25 protein-coding genes are annotated in these 20,703 nt (G+C 72.2%); 21 read left to right on the top strand and 4 right to left on the bottom strand.

Annotated elements, in window-relative coordinates:
- Window position 1: 1 nt before the first annotated feature.
- Window positions 2–790, bottom strand: coding sequence for a type II CAAX prenyl endopeptidase Rce1 family protein (locus ACDF64_RS04535; RefSeq protein ID WP_394553651.1), 789 nt, complete (start codon window positions 788–790; stop codon window positions 2–4).
- A 101-nt stretch (window positions 791–891) separates the two neighbouring features.
- On the opposite strand from ACDF64_RS04535, the gene ACDF64_RS04530 reads away from it, so the two are divergent.
- Window positions 892–1,467: a TetR/AcrR family transcriptional regulator gene (locus ACDF64_RS04530; RefSeq protein ID WP_394553649.1), complete on the top strand. Its 576-nt coding sequence runs from the start codon at window positions 892–894 to the stop codon at window positions 1,465–1,467.
- Between the two features lie 48 nt (window positions 1,468–1,515).
- On the opposite strand, the gene ACDF64_RS04525 is transcribed toward ACDF64_RS04530, so the two are convergent.
- Window positions 1,516–1,899, bottom strand: a complete 384-nt coding sequence (locus tag ACDF64_RS04525) for a phage holin family protein (protein ID WP_394553648.1) — start codon at window positions 1,897–1,899, stop codon at window positions 1,516–1,518.
- Between the two features lie 60 nt (window positions 1,900–1,959).
- Between ACDF64_RS04525 and ACDF64_RS04520 the strand changes: the two genes are divergently transcribed.
- From ACDF64_RS04520 to ACDF64_RS04505, 4 genes are all read left to right on the top strand, one after another.
- Window positions 1,960–3,045, top strand: coding sequence for a histidinol-phosphate transaminase (locus ACDF64_RS04520; RefSeq protein WP_394553646.1), 1,086 nt, complete (start codon window positions 1,960–1,962; stop codon window positions 3,043–3,045).
- 40 nt (window positions 3,046–3,085) lie between these two features.
- A complete protein-coding gene (locus ACDF64_RS04515; protein WP_394553645.1) occupies window positions 3,086–4,219 on the top strand; it encodes a thiamine pyrophosphate-dependent dehydrogenase E1 component subunit alpha in 1,134 nt (377 codons plus the stop codon).
- Between the two features lie 86 nt (window positions 4,220–4,305).
- Window positions 4,306–5,265 carry an alpha-ketoacid dehydrogenase subunit beta gene (locus ACDF64_RS04510; RefSeq protein ID WP_394555046.1) on the top strand — a complete coding sequence of 320 codons (960 nt, stop codon included), beginning with the start codon at window positions 4,306–4,308 and terminating at the stop codon, window positions 5,263–5,265.
- A 43-nt stretch (window positions 5,266–5,308) separates the two neighbouring features.
- Entirely contained in the window at window positions 5,309–6,727 is a 1,419-nt protein-coding gene (locus ACDF64_RS04505; RefSeq protein ID WP_394553643.1) for a dihydrolipoamide acetyltransferase family protein, read from the top strand.
- Between the two features lie 15 nt (window positions 6,728–6,742).
- Here the strand turns inward: ACDF64_RS04505 and ACDF64_RS04500 are convergent, their stop codons facing one another.
- Window positions 6,743–6,970, bottom strand: a complete 228-nt coding sequence (locus ACDF64_RS04500; RefSeq protein WP_394555045.1) for a GNAT family N-acetyltransferase — start codon at window positions 6,968–6,970, stop codon at window positions 6,743–6,745.
- A gap of 46 nt (window positions 6,971–7,016) precedes the next feature.
- Here ACDF64_RS04500 and ACDF64_RS04495 point away from each other — a divergent pair, with 46 nt between their 5' ends.
- The 15 genes from ACDF64_RS04495 (at window position 7,017) to ACDF64_RS04425 (ending at window position 18,057) form a co-directional block, all read left to right on the top strand.
- Window positions 7,017–7,292 carry a hypothetical protein gene (locus ACDF64_RS04495; protein WP_394553642.1) on the top strand — a complete coding sequence of 92 codons (276 nt, stop codon included), beginning with the start codon at window positions 7,017–7,019 and terminating at the stop codon, window positions 7,290–7,292.
- 32 nt (window positions 7,293–7,324) lie between these two features.
- The gene (locus ACDF64_RS04490) at window positions 7,325–8,437 is read left to right on the top strand and encodes a metal ABC transporter substrate-binding protein (RefSeq protein WP_394553641.1); all 1,113 of its coding nucleotides are present in this window, start codon (window positions 7,325–7,327) and stop codon (window positions 8,435–8,437) included.
- A gap of 24 nt (window positions 8,438–8,461) precedes the next feature.
- A complete protein-coding gene (locus ACDF64_RS04485) occupies window positions 8,462–9,352 on the top strand; it encodes a metal ABC transporter ATP-binding protein (RefSeq protein WP_394553640.1) in 891 nt (296 codons plus the stop codon).
- Window positions 9,349–10,401, top strand: coding sequence for a metal ABC transporter permease (locus tag ACDF64_RS04480; RefSeq protein WP_394553639.1), 1,053 nt, complete (start codon window positions 9,349–9,351; stop codon window positions 10,399–10,401). Before ACDF64_RS04485 ends, ACDF64_RS04480 begins: the two co-directional genes overlap by 4 nt.
- Window positions 10,398–11,243, top strand: coding sequence for a metal ABC transporter permease (locus ACDF64_RS04475; RefSeq protein ID WP_394553638.1), 846 nt, complete (start codon window positions 10,398–10,400; stop codon window positions 11,241–11,243). Before ACDF64_RS04480 ends, ACDF64_RS04475 begins: the two co-directional genes overlap by 4 nt.
- On the top strand, window positions 11,240–11,641 hold the full coding sequence (locus ACDF64_RS04470) for a Fur family transcriptional regulator (RefSeq protein WP_394553637.1): 402 nt from the start codon (window positions 11,240–11,242) through the stop codon (window positions 11,639–11,641). The genes ACDF64_RS04475 and ACDF64_RS04470 overlap by 4 nt, the downstream gene beginning before the upstream one ends.
- Window positions 11,642–11,799: 158 nt before the next feature.
- Complete coding sequence (locus ACDF64_RS04465) at window positions 11,800–13,170, top strand: glutamate decarboxylase (RefSeq protein ID WP_394553636.1); 1,371 nt, start codon at window positions 11,800–11,802, stop codon at window positions 13,168–13,170.
- Between the two features lie 43 nt (window positions 13,171–13,213).
- Window positions 13,214–13,855 (top strand): hypothetical protein, encoded by a 642-nt coding sequence (locus ACDF64_RS04460; RefSeq protein ID WP_394553635.1) that lies wholly within the window; start codon window positions 13,214–13,216, stop codon window positions 13,853–13,855.
- 72 nt (window positions 13,856–13,927) lie between these two features.
- Entirely contained in the window at window positions 13,928–14,473 is a 546-nt protein-coding gene (locus ACDF64_RS04455) for a DUF6578 domain-containing protein (RefSeq protein ID WP_394553634.1), read from the top strand.
- Between the two features lie 179 nt (window positions 14,474–14,652).
- Window positions 14,653–14,889, top strand: coding sequence for a 50S ribosomal protein L28 (gene rpmB / locus ACDF64_RS04450; RefSeq protein WP_394553632.1), 237 nt, complete (start codon window positions 14,653–14,655; stop codon window positions 14,887–14,889).
- A complete protein-coding gene (gene rpmG / locus ACDF64_RS04445) occupies window positions 14,889–15,056 on the top strand; it encodes a 50S ribosomal protein L33 (protein WP_021760158.1) in 168 nt (55 codons plus the stop codon). Before rpmB ends, rpmG begins: the two co-directional genes overlap by 1 nt.
- A 3-nt stretch (window positions 15,057–15,059) precedes the next feature.
- Window positions 15,060–15,365 carry a 30S ribosomal protein S14 gene (rpsN, locus tag ACDF64_RS04440; RefSeq protein ID WP_394553630.1) on the top strand — a complete coding sequence of 102 codons (306 nt, stop codon included), beginning with the start codon at window positions 15,060–15,062 and terminating at the stop codon, window positions 15,363–15,365.
- 66 nt (window positions 15,366–15,431) lie between these two features.
- On the top strand, window positions 15,432–15,563 hold the full coding sequence (locus ACDF64_RS04435) for a hypothetical protein (protein ID WP_394553629.1): 132 nt from the start codon (window positions 15,432–15,434) through the stop codon (window positions 15,561–15,563).
- Between the two features lie 87 nt (window positions 15,564–15,650).
- Complete coding sequence (locus ACDF64_RS04430; RefSeq protein ID WP_394553628.1) at window positions 15,651–15,935, top strand: HU family DNA-binding protein; 285 nt, start codon at window positions 15,651–15,653, stop codon at window positions 15,933–15,935.
- 127 nt (window positions 15,936–16,062) lie between these two features.
- Window positions 16,063–18,057, top strand: a complete 1,995-nt coding sequence (locus ACDF64_RS04425; RefSeq protein ID WP_394553626.1) for a cytochrome c oxidase assembly protein — start codon at window positions 16,063–16,065, stop codon at window positions 18,055–18,057.
- A gap of 21 nt (window positions 18,058–18,078) precedes the next feature.
- Here the strand turns inward: ACDF64_RS04425 and ACDF64_RS04420 are convergent, their stop codons facing one another.
- Window positions 18,079–19,128, bottom strand: coding sequence for a hypothetical protein (locus ACDF64_RS04420; RefSeq protein WP_394553625.1), 1,050 nt, complete (start codon window positions 19,126–19,128; stop codon window positions 18,079–18,081).
- A gap of 92 nt (window positions 19,129–19,220) precedes the next feature.
- Between ACDF64_RS04420 and ACDF64_RS04415 the strand changes: the two genes are divergently transcribed.
- A complete protein-coding gene (locus tag ACDF64_RS04415) occupies window positions 19,221–20,618 on the top strand; it encodes an ATP-dependent RecD-like DNA helicase (RefSeq protein ID WP_394553624.1) in 1,398 nt (465 codons plus the stop codon).
- The last annotated feature ends 85 nt before the right edge of the window (window positions 20,619–20,703 follow it).

The raw sequence follows: 20,703 nt of genomic DNA, 5'->3' as shown, positions 1-20,703 counted from the left end.
CTCAGGCGCGGGCCGCAGCGGGCTCCGCCGCCGTCGCGAGGGCTGCCTCCGACTCGACCGCGCCACCCTGCGAACGGCCGCGACGGACGTGGATCGCCAGGAGCACCGCCGCGCCGACGAGCAGGATCGCCGTGGTCACCGCGTCCACGACCGTGGTGGTCTGGCGGGCGCCGAGGAACTGGAACGCGTCGAACGCGGCGTGGAAGACGATCATCGGCCAGACGCTGCCGGTCACGAGCAGGAACGCCGCGGCGTACGCGCCGAACGCGAAGGCGAAGCCGACCTGGACGAGCGTGGCCCCGAGGTCCTGCCCGCCGAGTGCGTTGACGGCGTGGGCGACGGCGAAGAGCACGCTCGAGACGATCACCGCGACGACCGACGACCAGCGACGGGCGATCAGGGTCGTGAACATCGCACGGAACAGCGTCTCCTCGGTGACGCCGACGAGCACGACGAGCGCGAGCGTGCCGGCGACCACCTGCCACTCGAGGGTGTTCACCCAGCCGATCGAGATCGCCACCAGCGCGAGGACCACGACGGCCGGGATGGCGGCGAGCAGCCAGCCGCGACCCGGTCGGCGGAAGCCGAACAGCGCGAACCGGCCGCGGCGCGCGAGCACCGCGAACATCGCGACGCACACCGGCACGAACACGACCACTACGGGCGAGACCGCCGTCACGTCCGTGAGGTAGAACGCGGTGCCGGCAATGCCGAGGAGCACGACGAGCGCGATCGTGACGAGGCTGGCGAAGAGGATGGGGCGCCGGGTGACGCGAGCGCTGATGGACATGGATTCCTCCAGTGGGACGACTGCGGGGGCGGGTCTTGGAATACGTCTGTATTCGGGACTAGCATACAGGTGTATTCGCCCATGTCAATCGGAGGTGGCAGATGGCCGGACGGCGTGCACCCGAGCTCGCGGATGCCGCACTCCGCCTCGTCTCGCGGGACGGGCTCGGTGCCCTCACGTTCCGCGCGCTCGCAGCGGAGGCCGGGATCTCCCTCGGCGCGGTGCAGAAGGCGTTCGCCTCCAAGGAGGAACTCCTCGACGCCGTCGTCGCGCGTGCCCGCGACCAGGTCGTGCTCGATCAGGCCCGCGAGCCGGGGCGACCGACCCTCCGGGCCTGGCTCCTCGAGCTCGTGATCGCCACGCTGCCGCTCGACGACGCGCGGCGCAGCGCGACGATCGTCGGGGTCGCGCTCGCCGACCGCGCGCCGTTCGACCCCGAGCTCGCGGGCTCGCTCGCGGCGGGCGACCGCGAGCTGCGCGGGCGGATCGCGTTGCTCGCCGGCCGGGCGATCGCCGAGGGCGAGGTCGCACGGACGGTCGTCCCGGACCTGGTCGCGGGCGCGGTGCTCGCCCTGATGGCCGGCCTCGCCGGCCAACTCCTGTACGACCCTCGGCCCGAGCTCGAGGTCCGCGCGGTCGTCGACGCGGCGCTGGCCGGGATGCTGCCGGCGGCCTGAACGGTCTGAACGGCCTGAGCGGCCGCCGCGGGCCCGCGACGGGCCGGGTCAGTCCCGCCCGGGCCGCACCACGAGGCCGACGAGCCAGCTGATCAGGCCCAGCACGATCGCGCCGAGGACGCCCCACCAGAAGCTCTCGACCTGGAGGCCGAATCCCATCAGGTCGCTGATCCAATCGACGATGAGCAGGAGCAGGCCGTTCACGATGAACGACACCAGGCCGAGCGTGATCACGTAGATCGGGAACGCCACGATGCGGATCGCCGTCCCGACGATCGCGTTGACGACGCCGAAGATGAGCGCGACGAGCAGGTAGGTGACGATCGTCGCGATCTCGGTCTCCTCGTAGGGGACGACCTTCACGCCGGCGACGATCAACGTCGTGAGCCAGAGTGCGAAGGCCGAGACGAGCACCTTGATCAGGAATCGCATGCGATGAGTCTGTCAGAACGACCCCTCGGTGGCGGGGAACTCGTGAAGTACCGTGGAGCCGTGCCCGCACCGACCCCCGACGCCCAGCACGTGCGCCTTCGCCCCGAGATCGCCGCGCTCCCCGCCTACCGGCAGGGGCGCCCCGCGCCGGCCGACGGCTTCAAGCTCTCGAGCAACGAGAACCCGTCCGAGCCGCTGCCGTCCGTCGTCGCGGCGATCGCCGCGGCCGGGGCCGAGGTGAACCGCTACCCGGACGCGACCGCACTCGCGCTCCGCGAACGGCTCGCCGAGCGGTGGGGCGTGACCACGGACGAGGTGATCGTCGGTGCGGGCTCCGTGGCGCTGCTCGCCCAGTTCATCCTCGCGGCGGCCGCGGCCGGCGACGAGGTCGTCTACTCGTGGCGGTCGTTCGAGGCGTACCCGGGCCTCGTGACCGTCGCCGGTGCGACGAGCGTGCAGGTGCCGAACCGCGCCGACCACGGGCACGACCTCGCCGCGATCGTCGCCGCGATCACCGAGCGGACCCGGGTCGTCATCGTCTGCTCCCCCAACAACCCGACCGGCCCGATCGTCACGGCCGCCGAGTTCGAGGCGTTCATGGCCGCCGTGCCGAGCGACCGGCTCGTGCTGCTCGACGAGGCCTACGCCGAGTTCGTGCGCGACGAGGCATCCGTCGACGGCGCGACGCTCGTGCGCCGGTACCCGAACCTCGTGGTGCTCCGCACCTTCTCGAAGGCCTACGGGCTGGCGGGCCTCCGGGTCGGGTACGCGATCGGCCCGGTCCGCATCCTCGACGCGGCGCGCTCGACCGCGATCCCGCTGGGCGTGACCGGCACCGCGAGCGCCGCCGCGCTCGCCTCGCTCGAGCCCGACGCCGAGGCCGAACTGCTCGCGCGGGTCGACGCGATCGTCGAGCGCCGCGAGCGCGTGCGGTCGGCGCTCCTCGCACAGGGCTGGGATGTCCCGGCGGCGCAGGGCAACTTCGTCTGGCTGCCGGCCGGCGAGGCGACCGCGGACGTCGCCGAACGCCTCTTCGACGCCGGCATCGTCGCCCGCGCATTCCCGCCCGAGGGCCTGCGGATCTCGGTCGGCGAGGAGGCCGCTGTCGAAACCCTCCTCGCGATCCTGAATGACGTTGTGAAGTAGTCACAAGATCGCCCTCGGGTCGAGCGGGTACCGTGGAACGGTGGCAGCCCCTACCAGAGACTTCACGGCACCCACGCTCCAGCTCCTCACCCCGGAGGGTGAGCTGAGGCCGACGGCCGAGGCGGAGGAGTACCTGCACCTCGTCGAGGCCCTCGCCGATCGCGAGCTCGAGCAGTTCTACCGTGACATGACCGTCTCGCGCCGACTCGACATCACCGGCGCGAACCTCCAGCGACAGGGCCAGCTCGCGCTCTGGGTGCCGAGCCACGGGCAGGAGGCCGCGCAGGTCGGGTCCGCCCGGGCGGCCCGCCCGCAGGACCACGTCTTCCCGTCGTACCGCGAGCACGTCGTCGGCATGATCCGCGGGCTCGACCCCGTGAAGATCCTCGGCCTGTTCCGCGGCATGACCCAGGGCGGCTGGGTGCCCGAGGAGCACGGGAACTTCCACCTCTACACGCTCGTGCTCGCGTCGCAGACCCTGCACGCCACCGGGTACGCCATGGGCATCGCCTTCGACGGGGCATCCGGGACCGGCGATCCCGAGCGCGACGAGGCGGTGCTCGTCTACTTCGGCGACGGCTCGACCTCGCAGGGCGACGCGAGCGAGGCGCTCGTCTTCGCCTCGAGCTACCAGACGCCGCAGGTGTTCTTCGTGCAGAACAACCAGTGGGCGATCTCGGTGCCGGTCTTCCGGCAGTCGCGCTCCCCCATCTCGCTGCGCGGCCGCGGCTTCGGCATGCCGGGCATCCGGATCGACGGCAACGACGTCCTCGTGAGCTACGCGGTCACGCGCCGCGCGCTCGAGGAGGCGCGGGCCGGTGTCGGCCCGAGCTTCATCGAGGCGGTCACGTACCGGATCGGCGCCCACACCACGGCCGACGACCCGACCAAGTACCGCACGCAGGACGAGGTCGACCACTGGACCGCCCGCGACCCGATCACGCGCTACCGCACGTGGCTCGAGGGGCGCGGAGCATCCGCCGCGTTCTTCGACGAGGTCGAGCAGGAGGCGCAGGATGTCGCGGCCGACGTCCGCCGCCGCGCCCTCGACCTGCCCGCGCCCACGCGCGAGACGATCTTCGAGCACGTGTACAGCGAGCCGCACCCGCTGATGGCGGAGCAGCTCGCGTGGCTCGACGCGTTCGAGCGCAGCCTCGACGGGGGCGCGGCATGAGCGGCGCAGGGATCGGACAGGAGGTCCGCGTGGCGGACGTGACGGATGACTCGACGCGCGCCGCGCGCGGCGTGCAGACGCTCTCGATGGCCAAGGCCATCAACGCGGGCCTGCGCGAGGCGATGCTCGCCGACCCGAAGGTCCTGCTCATGGGCGAGGACATCGGCAAGCTCGGCGGCGTCTTCCGCGTGACCGAGGGCCTGCAGGCCGAGTTCGGCGAGCAGCGGGTGCTCGACACGCCGCTCGCCGAGTCGGGCATCGTCGGCGCGGCCATCGGCCTCGCGATGCGCGGCTACCGGCCGGTCATCGAGATCCAGTTCGACGGGTTCATCTTCCCCGCGTTCGACCAGATCACGACGCAGCTCGCACGCCAGACCCTGCGCCATGCGGGATCGCTGTCGATGCCCATCGTCATCCGGGTCCCGTACGGCGGGCACATCGGATCGATCGAGCACCACCAGGAGAGCCCCGAGGCGTACTTCGCGCACACGCCGGGCCTGCGCGTGGTCAGCCCGTCGAACCCGCACGATGCGTACTGGATGATCCGCGAGGCGATCGCCTCGAACGACCCGGTGCTGTACTTCGAGCCGAAGAGCCGGTACTGGCCCAAGGGCCCGGTCGACCTCGAGCACGCGGGCCTGTCGCTCCACGCGAGCCGGGTCGTGCGCGCCGGCACCGACGTCACGGTCGTCGGGCACGGCGCGATGGTCGCCACGCTGCTGCAGGCGGCCGAGATCGCCGCGGGCGAGGGCACGAGCCTCGAGGTCGTCGACCTGCGCTCCCTCTCCCCCATCGACTACGGTCCCCTCCTGGACTCGGTGCACCGCACGGGTCGGCTCGTGGTCGCCCAGGAGGCGCCCGGCAACGCGAGCGTCGGGTCCGAGATCGCCGCGACCGTCGCCGAGAAGGCCTTCTACTCGCTCGAGGCGCCCGTGCTGCGCGTGTCGGGCTTCGACGCGCCGTTCCCGCCGGCCGCGCTCGAGACCGAGTTCCTCCCGAGCCCCGACCGGGTGCTCGAGGCCGTCGATCGCGCGCTCGCGTACTGACGTACCCGGGCATCCCGCAACCGAATATTCCGACAGGAGAATGATGGGCGAGATCAGGTTCCCCCTGCCCGACGTCGGCGAGGGCCTCACCGAGGCCGAGATCGTGCAGTGGCGCGTCGCGCCCGGCGATCGGCTCGTGCTCGATCAGGTCTTCGTCGAGATCGAGACCGCGAAGTCGCTCGTCGAGCTGCCGAGCGCGTTCGAGGGCGTCGTCACCGAACTCCTCGTCGAGGAGGGGAAGACGGTCGACGTCGGCACGCCCATCCTCGTGATCCGAACGGATGCCCCGGCCGGCATGGATGCCCCCGCGCCCGCGCCCGCGCCCGCTGCGCCCGCTGCCGCCCCGGCGGTCCCGGCGGTGCCGGCGGCCGCGCCCGCGACCGTGGAGGACGGCGGGGGAGCGGTGCTCGTCGGCCACGGGAGCGTCGGGCCGGCGCAGAGCCGGCGTCGTCGCCACCCGGTGCCCGGCGGCGCGCACGAGCACCTCGCGACCGCCGTCCCGTCACCCGGCGAGCAGGCGGCCGCGACCGCGGCGGCCTCCCGCACGCTGGCCGAGCCTGCGGCGGTCCCCGCCCCCGCGCCGCGGATCGCCGAGCCTGCCCTGCCCGTGCTCGCGAAGCCGCCGATCCGCAAGCTCGCGAAGGACCTCGGCGTCGACCTCTCCCGGGTCTCGCCGACGGGACCGATCGGCGAGATCACGCGCGATGACGTGATCCGCGAGGCGAGCCAGGCGAGCGTCTTCCGGAACATCCAGACGCCCGAGGTCCCGTCGGATCGCGAGACGCGGATCCCGGTGAAGGGCGTGCGCAAGGCGATCGCGAACGCGATGGTGCAGAGCGCATACTCCGCGCCGCATGTGTCGGTGTTCGTCGACGTCGACGCGACCCGGACGATGGAGTACATCCGTCGCCTGAAGGCGTCGCCGGACTATGCGGGCGTGAAGGTCTCGCCGCTCCTGATGATGGCCAAGGCGATCATCTGGGCGGTGCGCCGCAACCCGACGGCCAACGCGCAGTGGACGGACGAGGAGATCATCGTCAAGCACTTCGTCAACCTCGGCATCGCGGCGGCGACGCCGCGCGGGCTCATCGTGCCCAACGTCAAGGAGGCGCAGGCGATGTCGCTCGTCGAGCTCGCGACCGCGCTCGAGCAGCTGACGCTCACGGCGCGCGAGGGCAAGACGCAGCCGGCCGAGATGCAGGGCGGGACGATCACGATCACGAACATCGGCGTCTTCGGCATGGACACGGGCACGCCGATCCTCAACCCGGGCGAGGTCGCGATCGTCGCGCTCGGCACGATCAAGGAGAAGCCCTGGGTCGTCGACGGCGAGGTGCGTCCGCGCTACGTCACGACGATCGGCGGGTCGTTCGACCACCGCGTGGTCGACGGGGACGTGGCATCCCGGTTCCTCGCCGACGTCGCCGCGATCATCGAGGAGCCGGCGCTCCTGCTCGAGTAGCCGGCGCCCGGCCCCTCAGAGCCGCAGTTCGAGCACGACGAGGTCGGGGGTCCGGGTCGTCTCGACGAACCCGGCGGCCTGGAGCGAGTGGCGTGCGGCGAGGTTGTCGACCTCGCATTCGGCGCGGGCGACCGTGCCGCCGATCGACCGGATGAGCTCGGTCGCGGCGGCGACCGTGAGCCGCCCGAGGCCCTGGCTGCGCGCGGCCGGGACGAGCGCGAAGACGAATTCGACGACGCCGATCTCGTCGGACGCGAGCAGGTCTGACGCCGCCGATCGCGGCGCCGTCGTGGCCGCGCCGGACGAGGTACGGGCCGAAGGGTGCGGGATCGCCGTCGTGGCGCACCGATTCGAGGAACGTCGCGAGGAGTTCGGGCTCCTCGACGAAGCTGTATCCGCCTTCCCAGCCGTCGCGCGGGTCGACTTCGCCGGCGAGCACCCGTTCGGCTTCGTCGACGGTGAACGGCTCGAGGGTGATCGGGTTGGTGGCGAGGGTCACGTACTTCACCTTCTCATCCGCCCCCGACGTGCGCCAGTGGGGCGCGTCGACTGGGAATGGTTTTGACAATCATTATCAATAGTCCCTAGCATGGACGCATGCCCCCGACGTCTCGCCGCCAGTCCGCACGTCGCGCGTCCGCGCCGCGCCGTGCTTGGCGGCTCGGGGGCGCCGGGGCCGCGTTCGCAGGGGCCGCGGCGATCGCGCTCGTGCTCACGGGATGCGCCGGGGGAGGGGCACCCACCTCGTCCGACGGCGACGAGCCCCGCATCGTCGCGACGACCACGCAGGTCGCCGACTTCGCACGCGAGCTCGCGGGCGACCAGGCGGAGATCACCCAGCTCATCCAGCCCGGGCAGAGCGCGCACGCGTTCGACCCGAGCGCGGCCCAGCTCGTCGCGCTCTCGCAGGCCGATGCGGTGGTCGCCAACGGCGCCGGCCTCGAATCCTGGTTGGACGACGCGCTCGACGCCGCCGGGTACGACGGGCCGGTCATCGACGCTTCGGAGGGGATCGAGCTGTTCGGTACCGACGACCACGAGGCCGAGTCCACGTCGGACGACCATGAGGCGGAGTCCGACGAGGCCGACCACGACGACGCGGACCACACCGACCACGACGGGCACGAGCACGGCGAGGGCAACCCGCACACCTGGACCGACCCGGCCCTCGCCGAGCACATGGTCGAGCGGATCGCGGACGGCCTCGTCGAGGTGCCCGGCATCGACGCGTCGGCGGTCGAAACGGCCGAGGCCGCGTACCTCGAGCAGCTCGACGCGCTCGACGCCTGGATCCGGGAGAACGTCGATCAGGTGCCCGTCGAGGATCGCCTCCTCGTCACCAACCACGACGCGTTCACCTACTTCCTGCACGCCTACGACATCACGCTCGTCGGCAGCGTGATCCCGAGCTTCGACGACAACGCCGAGCCGAGCGCGGCCGACATCGACGAGCTCGTCGCGAGCATCCGCGAGACCGGCGTGCAGGCGGTGTTCGCGGAGGACGCGATCTCGCCGAAGACCGCCGCGACCATCGCCCGCGAGGCCGGCGTCGAGGTGTACTCGGGCGAGGATGCGCTCTACGGCGACTCCCTCGGCGCACCCGGCAGCGACGGGGAGACGTACCTCGGGTCCCAGGTCCACAACGTCGAGCTCATCGTCGCCTCGTGGGGCGTCGAGGCGAGCGAGCCGCCCGCGGGCCTGCGAGGATGACCCGGTGTCAGTGAGGACTCGACGATGACCACGCACCCCGGCACGATCGACGTCACGGCCGTCGTCGAACTGCACGACGCGGCCTTCACGCGGCCGAACGGCTCGGGCGTGAGCGCGCTGGAGCTGGCCGTGCGGCCGGGGGAGGCCGTCGCGCTCATCGGCCCGAATGGCGCCGGCAAGTCGACGCTCCTGCACGGCCTCCTGGGGCTCGTCCCGCTCACCGCGGGGTCGGTGACCGCCGGCGGCCGGACCCGCACCGCGGGCGACGCCGCCCGCGCGGCCGGCGGATCGATCGGCTACCTCCCGCAGTCCACCGAGCTCGACCCCGACTTCCCGATCACGCTCGCCCAGGTCGTCATGCAGGGTCGGTACCGCGGGCTCGGGCTGTTCCGCTGGCCGGGCCGCGCCGACCGCGCCGCCGTCCGATCGGCGCTCGAGGCGGTCGGCCTCGCCGACGTCGCGGCCCGGCGGTTCGGCGAGCTCTCGGGCGGGCAGCGCCAGCGCGGACTCATCGCGCGCGCGCTCGCCGCCGAGCCGTCCCTGCTGCTGCTCGACGAGCCGTTCAACGGCCTCGACCAGCCGAACCGCGACGCGCTCACCGACACCCTCGCCGCACTGAAGTCGCGCGGCGTCGCCGTCATCGTGTCGACCCACGACCTCGACCTCGCGAGGGACGTGTGCGACCTCGTCCTGCTCGTGAACCACGAGCAGCTCGCGTTCGGGCCGGTCGAGGGGGTGCTCACGCTCGCGAACGTCCAGGCGTGCTTCCGCGGCGTCGAGGTCGAGCTCGACGAGCACACACTCGTCGTGCCCGGACACGAGGGCGACGGCCACGACGACGGCCACCGCCACGCCGACGGCGAGGGCGCCCTCCACCGCGAGGGCCGCGGCCTCACCGATGCGGGGCATCCGTGAACCTCGGCGACGCGCTCTTCGGGGCCTTCGCGCTCCCGTTCATGGCCCGCGCGCTGTTCGTCATGCTCGTGCTCGCGGTCGTCGCGGGCGTCGTCGGCGTGCTCGTCAACCTGCGGGGCCTCGAGTTCATCAGCGACGGGCTCACGCACGCCGTCTTCCCCGGGCTCGCGATCGGCCTCGCGGTCGGCGGGACGGCGGGGCTGATCCCCGGCGCGACCGTCGCCGCGCTCGCCGCCGCGGTGATCCTGACCCTCCTGACGAGGGCCGGCGTCGCATCCGACTCGGCGATCGCGCTCGTGCTCACCGCGACCTTCAGCGTCGGCGTCGTGGTCGTCTCGAAGGGCGAGGACTACGCGGGCGAGCTCGAGGCGCTCCTGTTCGGGCGCGTGCTGACGGTGTCGGACGAGCTCGTCGTGCCCCTCGTGCTCGTGAGCCTCGCGGCGCTCGCCGCGGTCGGCCTGACCCTCAAGCAGCAGCTCTTCCGCGCCTTCGACCACCGCGGCGCGCGGGCCGTCGGCGACCCGCCGCTCGTGCTCGACCTGGTGCTGAACGGCGCGATCGCGCTCGTCGTCGTCGCGGCGTCCGCGACGGTCGGCGCGCTGCTCGTGCTCGCCCTGCTCATCGTGCCGGGCGCCGCGGCGCGCCTGCTCACCGGCCGGCTCTGGCTGCTGTTCCCCGCGGCGGCCGGGTTCGCGGCGATCGCGTCGTGGCTGGGGTTGGCGACCGGGTTCGCGGCGTCGGTGGGCGGCGGCGTCGACCTGCCGAGCGGCGCCGTGATCGTGGCCGTGTTCGTGGCCGGGTACGCGGCGGTGCTCGCGGTGCGACTGGCGATGGATGCCTCGCGCGGGGCGCGTGGTCTCGAGACGCGTCGCCTCCGGCGGCGCTCCTCGACCACCGGGAACCGCGTCGGCGCATCGACCGGCGGGAACCGCATCGGCGCATCGACCACCGGGAACCGCGTCGGCGCATCGACCCGCGGGAATGGGGTCGACGCATCGACCACCGGAACCGGCGTGGGCGCATCGACCGGCGGGGGAGGGGCGGCATGACCCTCGGCTACTTCGAGCTCGCGCTCCTCGGCGCGACCGTGATCGGCGCGGGCACCGGGTTCGTCGGCGCGCTCGTCGTGCTGCGTCGCCGCACCTTCTTCGCGCAGGCGCTCACGCACGCGACCTACCCGGGGGCGGTCGCGGCCGCCGCGCTCGGGTTCAGCGTGCCGCTCGGCGCGGCGATCGCCTCGATCGCGATCGTCGGCGTCATGGCCTTCGTCGCGCGCGCCCGCCGCCAGGGTCCGCAGGTCGCGGCCGGCATCGTGCTCACGGGCGGGTTCGCCGCCGGAGCGCTGCTGCAGGCGTCGATCCCGGGCATCCCGGTGCGCCCCGAGTCGTTCCTCGTCGGGTCGATCCTCACCGTCACGCCCGGGGACGTCGCGCTCGCGGCATCCGTGTTCCTCGTCGCGCTCGCGTGCGTCGCGGCCTTCGGCAAGGAGATCGCGTTCTCGACGTTCGACCCCGCCGGGTTCCGGGTGGCGGGCTACCGCGAGTGGCACGTGGAACTGCTCGTGCTCGGCCTCACCGCGGCGGCCGTCGTCACGGCGCTGCCGGCGGTCGGCGCGATCCTCGCGATCTCGCTCATCGCCGCGCCCGCGTCGGCGGCCAGGCTCGTGCTGCCGACGTTCCGGGGCATCCTCTTCGCGTCGCCCGTGATCGGGGCGGCCGCCGGGATCATCGGCGTGCTCGTCTCGCGCGCGGTGGGCATCGCGGCGGGGCCCGCGATCGCGCTCGCGGCGACGACGTTCTTCCTGATCGCCCTGATCGCCCACCGCGTCAGGCGGATTCCGTGGCGGCGGGACATCCCCGTCGAGACCGCCGAGGAGGCGAGGCTCGCATGAAGCGCAACACCTGGCAGCGCGAGGCCGTTCGATCGGCGCTCGGCGACACCGGCGGCTTCATCAGCGCGCAGGCGCTGCACGCCGCGCTGCACGCGGCGGGGTCGCCGATCGGGCTCGCGACCGTCTACCGCGCACTCGGCAGCCTCGCCGAGAGCGGCGAGGCGGACTCGCTGCAGTCGCCCGACGGCGAGTCGCTGTACCGCGCGTGCTCGACGACCGGCCACCACCACCACCTGATCTGCCGGAACTGCGGCCTGACCGTCGAGATCGGGGCCGAGCCGGTCGAGGAATGGGCGCAGCAGGTCGCCTCCGAGCACGGCTTCACGGCCGCCGCGCACGTCGTCGACGTGTTCGGGCTGTGCGCGGACTGCTCGGCCGCGCAGGCCGCCGCCCGCTGACCGCCCGCTGACCGCCCGCCGCCCGCCCGCCGCCCGCCCGCCGCCCGCGCGCCGAGCGCGCGCCGTTCGCGCGGCGCGGGGTACCGGCCGTCCGGCCACGGGGCTAGGGTGCACACGGAGTGCGATCGGGGGACCGCACGTGTTCGGGAGGCCGGGGGATGGCTCACGACGACGAACTGATGCAGCCGACGTTCGCCCGCGCGGCGGAGGCGGTGAGCGCGAGATACACGCGGATCCCGGAGAGCTCGATGCTCCCCGAGACCGCGTACCGGATCATCCGCGACGAGGCGATGCTCGACGGCAACGCGCGACTCAACCTCGCGACCTTCGTCACGACCTGGATGGACGACCACGCCGACCGGATCTACCAGGGCGCGTTCGACAAGAACATGATCGACAAGGACGAGTACCCGGCGACGGCCGCGATCGAGGAGTTCTGCTGGCGCATCCTCGGCGACCTCTGGCACGCGCCCGACCATGACGACGTCATCGGCACGTCGACCATCGGCTCATCCGAGGCGTGCATGCTCGGCGGCCTCGCGCTGAAGCGCCGCTGGCAGCACGCGCGGACGGCCGCGGGCAAGCCGACGCACAAGCCGAACCTCGTGATGTCGAGCGCCGTGCAGGTGTGCTGGGAGAAGTTCTGCAATTACTTCGACGTCGAGATGCGGTTCATCCCGACCTCGGACGAGCACCCGATCATGGACGGCACCGGGCTCGACGACGTCGTCGACGAGCACACCATCGGCGTGGTCGTGCTCATGGGCGTGACCTACACGGGCGCCTACGAGCCGGTCGCGAAGGTCGCGGCGAAGCTCGACGAGATCCAGGCGCGCACGGGCCTCGACATCCCGATCCACGTCGACGGGGCATCCGGCGCGATGATCGCGCCCTTCCTGCAGCCCGACCTCGAGTGGGACTTCCGGGTCGCGCGCGTGCAGTCGATCAACACGTCGGGGCACAAGTACGGGCTCGTGTACCCGGGCGTCGGGTGGGTGGTCTGGCGATCGATCGCGGCCCTGCCCGACGACCTCGTGTTCCGGGTCAGCTACCTCGGCGGGTCGATGCCGACGTTCGCGCTGAACTTCTCGCGCCCGGGCGCCCAGGTGCTGCTGCAGTACTACCAGTTCCTGCGGCTCGGCCGGGTCGGCTACACCGCGATCCAGCAGGCGTCGCAGGATGTCGCGCGGTACCTCTCGCACGCCGTCGCGCAGATCGACGCGTTCGAGCTGCTCAGCGACGGCGGCGACATCCCGGTCTTCGCGTGGCGGCTGAAGCCCGGCCACACCGACCGGTGGACCCTGTACCACCTCTCGGAACGACTCAAGCTCAAGGGATGGCTCGTGCCGGCGTACCCGCTGTCGGGCGAGCAGAGCCACCAGACCGTGATGCGCGTCGTCTGCCGCGACGGGCTCAGCCGCGACCTCGCGGAGGACCTGCTGCGGGACATCCAGGAGGAGACGGCGTTCCTCGACTCGCTCGAGACGGCCATGCCGCACCCCGGCACGGGTCCCACCTTCCACCACTGACGGCCGCGATCGTGGGGGAGCGCCGGATCACCCGGGCGGACGGATGACCCCGGCCGCCGCCGACACCCGGCCCCGCCGCCTCAGGAAGGAGGCGTGGGGGTTCGCGGTCGGTTCGCTGTGCTTCCTGGTCGGCGCGCTGCCGCCGTACGCCGCGCTGGTCGGGGCGGTGTGGACCAACACGACGTTCGTGGTCGGCTCGGTGTGCTTCACGGCCGCCGCGTTCATCCAGCTGTCGCTGTCGGGCCGCCGGTTCCCGCACGCGCGGATGAACCGCGCGGACCGCACCGACTGGTGGGCGGCCGCGATCCAGTTCGCCGGCACGCTGTGCTTCAACGTGTCGACCGGCGTCGCGCTCGCCGCGGCGATCGCCCGGCCGGACGCGGTCGGCGCGGGCTGGGTCCCCGACGCGGTCGGGTCGGTCGCGTTCCTCGTCTCCAGCACGCTCGCGGTCGTCGCGACGAAGGACCGGGGCCGGTTGTGGGACCCCGACGCGCGCACCTGGCACGGCACTTGGCTGAACCTCGCGGGGTCGGTGGCGTTCGGCGTCTCGGCGGTCGCCGCGTACGTGATCCCGGCCACGGGCGACCTCGTCAGCGTGGCGTGGGCGAACCTCGGCACGGCGCTCGGAGCGATCTGCTTCCTCGTCGCGGCGCTGCTGTCGCGCCGGACGATCTCGGACGCGTGACGATCGCCGCCGCGTCATTGCCGATCCCCGCACCCGCGGCGCTACCGTAGCAACCAGCGGAGGGGGGTGGCCGTGACGGCGTTGGTGTGGATGTCGGAATGGGAGATGGCGTGCTGTGGCACGCCGTTCGCGGTCGGGGACCACGCGACGTGGACCATCCGGCTGCGATCGGACCTCGAGCGCGGCGAACTCGCCAGGCTCGCGGAGGTGCTCGGGGAGGAGCTCGCCGCGGAGGTCGCGTACTGGGAGACGCACCACGACGAGCCCGACGACACGACGTACCCGATCATCGGCACCGTCCGGCGCATCCGTGCCGTGAGCCTCGAGACCGCATCGACCGACGAGGAGCCGGTGACCTTCCGCACGGTGGCCGGATCGCTCGTGCTCACCGAGCTCGAGGACATCGACCACCGCTCGGGCGTCGCGCTCGACGGCGGCGAACGCGAGCTGTACCTCGACGGCACGCCGGTCCCGCCGCCCGCGCCCGAGGACCTCATCCCGGTCGGCTCGTTCGCCCCGGAGGGCGGCGGATTCGTCGCGATCGTGCGACCGAGCACGCGCGCTCGCCGGATCCGCGGGGTGCACGGGTACCTCATCGACCTCGACGTGCAGGCGTAGCGCGACCGCGATTTCGGCCGCGACCTGCGCGTCTGGTAGACTCGACGTTTGGACTGGGCACTTCCACTGCCCGGTTCGTGGACGAATCCCCCGTATCTGCCCGGGAAACCGGGGTGGGAGACGTCTGCAGACAAGAGACCTTGGGAGGGGCATCCGCCCCTCGGTATTGGAGGAAACCAATGGCAGCAGTGTGCCAGGTGACCGGCGCCGTTCCCGGCTTCGGTCACAACATCTCGCACTCGCACCGGCGTACGAAGCGTCGCTTCGACCCGAACATCCAGAAGAAGACGTACTTCGTTCCGTCGCTTCGCCGCAACGTCACGCTGACCCTGTCCGCCAAGGGCATCAAGGTCATCGACGCTCGTGGCATCGAGGCGGTCGTGAAGGACCTGCAGGCTCGTGGGGTGAAGTTCTAATGGCGAAGCAGCAGGACATCCGTCCGATCATCAAGCTCCGTTCGACGGCCGGCACCGGGTACACCTACGTGACCCGCAAGAACCGTCGCAACAACCCCGACCGCCTCGTGCTCAAGAAGTACGACCCCGTGGTGCGCAAGCACGTCGACTTCCGAGAGGAGCGCTAAGACATGGCGAAGAAGAGCAAGATCGCGCGCAACGAGCAGCGCAAGGTGGTCGTCGACCGCTACGCCGCGAAGCGCCTCGAGCTGAAGAAGGCGCTCGTCGACCCGAACGGCACCGACGAGACCCGCGAGGCCGCCCGCGTCGGCCTGCAGAAGCTCCCCCGCAACGCCTCGCCGATCCGCGTTCGCAGCCGCGACGCGATCGACGGCCGTCCCCGCGGTGTCCTCACGAAGTTCGGCGTCTCGCGCGTCCGCTTCCGTGAGATGGCGCACCGCGGTGAGCTTCCGGGCATCACCAAGTCGAGCTGGTAATCGGTTCGCACGCATCAGCGTCAGGAGGGCGTCGGCTTCGGCCGGCGCCCTCCTTCGCGTTCGGCGGTGGATGCCGCGACCGGCGTCGGCGGTCGTCGGGTCGCGCCCGAGACGGATGACACGCCCGCCCGGGTCGGCCCCGAACGGGCCGAAATCCGCGTGTTTCCGCGGATCGGTGCTACATTCGAGGCGGCCTGAACGGCTGCGGGGGCGGTTGGACGCTGTCCCCGATTCACCACATCAAGCTGCTGAACGTGCAGCGAACGTCCGAGGAGGACACAAGCAATGGCTGACACGCTGAACAAGTCCGAGCTCGTCGCGAAGATCGCCGCGGGCACCGGCGAGAGCCAGGCCACGGTCGACCGCGTGCTGGGCGGTCTCTTCGACGCGCTCGCCGACGCCGTCGGCTCGGGCACCAAGGTCTCGATCCCGGGCTGGCTCGCCGTCGAGCGCACCGAGCGCGCCGCGCGCCAGGGCCGCAACCCGCAGACCGGCGAGACGATCCAGATCCCGGCCGGCAAGTCGGTCAAGGTCTCGGCCGGCTCGAAGCTCAAGGCCGCTGCGAAGTAACGCACGTCCGGGAAGGGGCGCCGACCGGCTGGTCGGCGCCCCTTCCGCGTTCCCGGCCGCTCCTTCGTGCCGGCCTGCTCGATCACCGGCGGCCGGGGCTCACAGGGTGCTCGCCTAGGCTTGTGCGGTGCCCCGCTCCGTCCGCGTGCTCGGCCCTGCCGTGCTCCTCGCCGTCGCGCTCGCCGCGACGGTGCTCGCGCTCCTCTCCGGCGGCGGCGCAGACCCCATCGCCATCCAGGACCCCGGACCCGTCGCGCGCTGGGGGCTGCCGATCGCGAAGCTCGCGGTGAACCTCGGCGCGGCCGGCATGATCGGCGCGCTCGTGATGGCCGTGTGGGCGTTGAGCCCGAAGCATCCCGAGTTCGACCGCGCCCTCGACGTGGCCGCGGGATCGGCCGCCGTCATGGCCGTCGCGTCGGCGGCCACCGCCATCCTCACGTTCCTGGTCGTCACGGGCGAGCCGTTCGACCTCGGCGACCGGTTCGGCCAGCAGCTCGGCCAGTTCGTCACGTCGATCGAGCTCGGGCAAGCCTGGCTCACGACCACCCTGATCGCCGCGGCGGTCACCGTGCTCTGCTTCGCGGTGCGCAACCACACGGCGCTCGTGTTCGTCACGATCCTCGCGGTCGCGAGCCTCGTCCCGATGGCCCAGCAGGGGCACGCCGCCGGGACCTCGGGGCACGACGCGGCGATCACCGCGCTCGGGCTCCACCTCGTGTTCGCGGCCGCCTGGCTCGGCGGGCTGCTCACGATCGTCATCCTGCAGCCGTCGCTGGGCGCGGCCCGACTGCCCGTGGTGCTCGCGCGCTACTCGACGGTCGCGCTCATCGCGTTCATCGTCGTCGCGCTCTCGGGGTACGCGAGCGCCGCGCTGCGCATCGGCGACTGGCCCGACCTCCTGACGCCCTACGGCGCGTTGGTCGTGGTCAAGGTCGCCGCCCTCGTCGGGCTCGGCCTGTTCGGCGCGCTGCAGCGGCGGTTCCTGATCGACCGGATCCGCCGCGCCGGCACGGCCGCCGCGGCGAAGGCCGCCGGGATGAGCCGCGACTTCTGGATCCTCGTGGTCGTCGAACTCGCGTTCATGGGCGTGGCATCCGGCGTCGCCGCGGCGCTCGCGCGGACCGCGACGCCCGTGTCCGAGACGATCTCGACCGCGGTCCGCACGCCGGCCGAACTCCTCACGGGCGAACGGCTGCCGCCGTGGCCCGAGTGGTGGCGGTACTTCACCGAGTGGCGGCCCGACCTGATCTGGCTCCTCGCGTGCGGGTTCGGGATCTTCTTCTACCTCGCGGGCGTGCGGCGGCTCGCGAAGCGCGGCGACCGGTGGCCGCTGCACCGGACCATCCTCTGGGTGGCGGGCCTGCTGCTCCTCGCGTTCCTCACGAACGGCGGCGTGAACGTCTACGAGCGGGTCCTGTTCTCGGCGCACATGCTCGGGCACATGGGACTCACCATGGCGGTCCCGGTGCTGCTCGTGCCCGGTGCGCCCGTCACGCTCGCGGCGCGCGCCATCCGACCGCGCAAGGACGGCTCGCGCGGCGGGCGCGAGTGGATCCTGCTCGCCGTGCACTCGCGGTTCGCCGGCGTGATCGCGAACCCGCTCGTCGCGGCCGGGCTGTTCGCCGGCTCGCTCTGGGTGTTCTACTACACGCCGCTCCTGGGCTGGTCGATGACCGACCACATCGGGCACGAGTGGATGATCGCCCACTTCCTGATCACCGGGTACCTGTTCGTGCAGTCGCTCATCGGCGTCGACCCCGTGCCGTACCGGCTTCCGTACCCGTTCCGGCTGCTCCTGCTGCTCGGCACGATGGCGTTCCACGCGTTCTTCGGGCTGTCGATCATGCTCGGCACGGGCCTGTTCCTCGCGGACTGGTACGGCGCCATGGGCTGGGGGACCGACGCGCTCGTCGACCAGCAGCTGGGCGGCGGCATCGCGTGGTCGATCGGCGAGATCCCGACGGTCGCGCTCGCCATCACGGTCGCGGTGCAGTGGGCGCGCAGCGACGAGAAGGAATCGCGCCGACGCGATCGGCAGGCCGACCGCACCGGCGACGCCGAACTCGAGGAGTACAACGCCCGGCTCGCGGCGATCGCGCAACGCGACGCCGGGAACGGATGACCCGGGAGCGGATCGCCTGCGTCAGCGCAGCTGCACCGCGATCGACTCGTCGGCGTTCACCGTCGCCGTGAGCGACACCGTGAACGGGGAATCCTTCTCGACCTGCGAGTACTCGCCGTCGAACAGCGACTGGATCTCGACCGAGAGGTGCGCGACGCCCTCGGTCGGCGGCATCTCGAACGCGGTCTCGCCGGCGACGAGGGTGACGACCGGGTAGGTGACGATCGACCAGCTCGGCGTGCCGACGACGCGGTCGTCGATCACCTCGCCGAAGGGGCATCCGGAGGGCTGGAGCACCTCCTGGGTGGCGCACTCGTCGAGGTAGGCGTCGAGTTGGCGCTGCACGCGCTCGGCGAAGGCCGGCGTCGGCTGCGTGTCCACGGTGACCCCGGTGTGCTGGGACGGCGCCACGACCGCCTCGACCGGCTGGGCGGTGAGGAGCTGGGTGTCGTACGAGAACGAGTAGGCGGCCGGCGCGATCGCGAGGTACGGCGCCGTTTGCGTGAACGCGCCCAGTTCGTCGCCGGTCTTCCGCGCGCGCGTGTCGAGCGTGAGCGAACCGACCGTGAAGAGCGGGTTGTGCGCGGCGGTCACGTCGATGACGGCGAGCGGGCTCGTGACGAACGCCCACCGGTTCAGGAGGCCGTAGAGCGGGTCGAGCGGGCGCACCTCGAACGTCGACTCGGTGATCGTGGTCCCGAGGCGGTAGCTCGCGACCACCGTGTGGGTGCCGTCGTCGTTCGCCCGGTCCTCGGTGATGACCACGTCCTCCGGGCCGGACTCCACGACGTCCGAGCGCAGCAGCGCGGTCGACATGTCGCCGCGCAGGCCCATGGACTCGAGCGTCGCGGCGTCGAGCGCGACGCCCGGGACGGCCGCGGCCGCCGCGACATCGTCGGCGGCGATCGCGCTGAGGTACCGCTCGACGAAGTTCGCGGCGCCGTAGAGCGTCTGGTTGAGCGCCCCGAGCGAGGCCAGCATCGCGCCCGCGAGGAGCGCCGCGAGTCCGGTCCAGCCCATGACCGCGAGCAGGGACACGCGCCCCACCCGCTCCATGCTCGTCCCCGCCACGCGGCAATTCTAAGCGGGCGCGTCCCGCCCGCTCACGGCCGGGTGACGCCGGACTACAGTGGGAGCGCGCCCGCGCGCGGCGCCCGCGACGGATGCCCCGGCGCGGCATCCTCGGCCCGAAAGCCCGCCTCGTGCTCGACGTGACCCTGACGCCCGAACAGGCCGCGGTGTTCCAGGCGATCGAGGACACGCGGGACCACGTGTTCGTGACCGGCCGGGCCGGCACGGGCAAGTCGACACTGCTCACCCACCTGAACTGGAACACGAAGAAGCAGATCGTGATCTGCGCCCCGACGGGCGTCGCGGCGCTCAACGTGGGCGGCCAGACGATCCACTCGCTGTTCCGCCTGCCGATCGGGGTCATCGCCGACCACCGGATCGACCAGAACGACACGGTGCGGAAGATCCTGAACGCGATGGACACGCTCGTCGTCGACGAGGTGTCGATGGTGAACGCCGACCTCATGGACGCCATGGACCGCTCGCTCCGGCAGGCCAGGCAGCGGCAGGCCGAGCCGTTCGGCGGAGCGCAGGTCGTGCTGTTCGGCGACCCGTACCAGCTCGCGCCGGTGCCGGGGTCGGGCGACGAGCGCCGGTACTTCGCCGACACCTACCGGTCGATGTGGTTCTTCGACGCGAAGGTGTGGGACGAGGCCGACCTGCGCATCTTCGAGCTCGGCGAGGTGCATCGCCAGCACGACGACGCCTTCAAGCACATGCTGAACGCGGTCCGCCACGGGCAGGTCACGGCGGAGATCGCGGGCGTCCTGAACGAGACGGGCGCTCGGCGTCCGCTGCCCGAGCACGGCGTGATCACGCTCGCGACGACCAACAGCACGGTCAACCGGATCAACCACTCGCAGCTCCACCGGCTCCCCGGGCAGTCGGTCGCGAACGAGGCCGAGGTGAACGGCGAGTTCGGCGGGCGGGCGTACCCGGCCGACGAGCGCCTGGAGCTCAAGGTCGGCGCGCAGGTGATGTTCCTGCGGAACGACACGATGGTCCGCGGCGACGGCCCGCGCTGGGTGAACGGCACGATCGGCACGGTCACGTCGTTGCACCGGGAACTGCGGGTCGAGGTCGACGGCGAGGAGCACGAGGTCGAGCCCGTGACCTGGGAGCGGTACCGCTACAGCTGGGACCCGGTCGCGAAGAAGCTCGAGCGCGAGGTCGTCGCGGAGTTCACCCAGTTCCCGCTGCGGCTCGCGTGGGCGGTGACCATCCACAAGTCGCAGGGCGCGAGCTACGACGCCGCGGTCATCGACCTCGGCCCGCGCACCTTCAGCCCCGGCCAGACCTACGTCGCGCTGTCCCGGCTGACCAGCCTCGACGGGCTCTACCTCACCCGACCCCTCCGGCCGAGCGACATCGTGATCGACCGCGACGTCGAGCGCTTCATGTCGGGCGCGGCACGTGCGATCGGCGGGAGCGGGGGCGCAGCGGCGCGCGAGGGCGGGCGCGCCGACGGCGGCGAGGCCCGCGGCGCGTAGGCGGCGCGTCCGGCGGAGCGGGCGGCGGCGCGGCGTTCGCCGCGCCCGGAGTCCGGCGAGGCGGATGCCGGCATCCTTCCCCGTT

It is taken from the genome of Agromyces sp. MMS24-JH15 (genome assembly GCF_043518605.1).
GTDB lineage: Bacteria > Actinomycetota > Actinomycetes > Actinomycetales > Microbacteriaceae > Agromyces.
The sequence above is the reverse complement of the archived record's forward strand: the minus strand, read 5'-3'. Positions and strand labels throughout refer to the sequence as shown.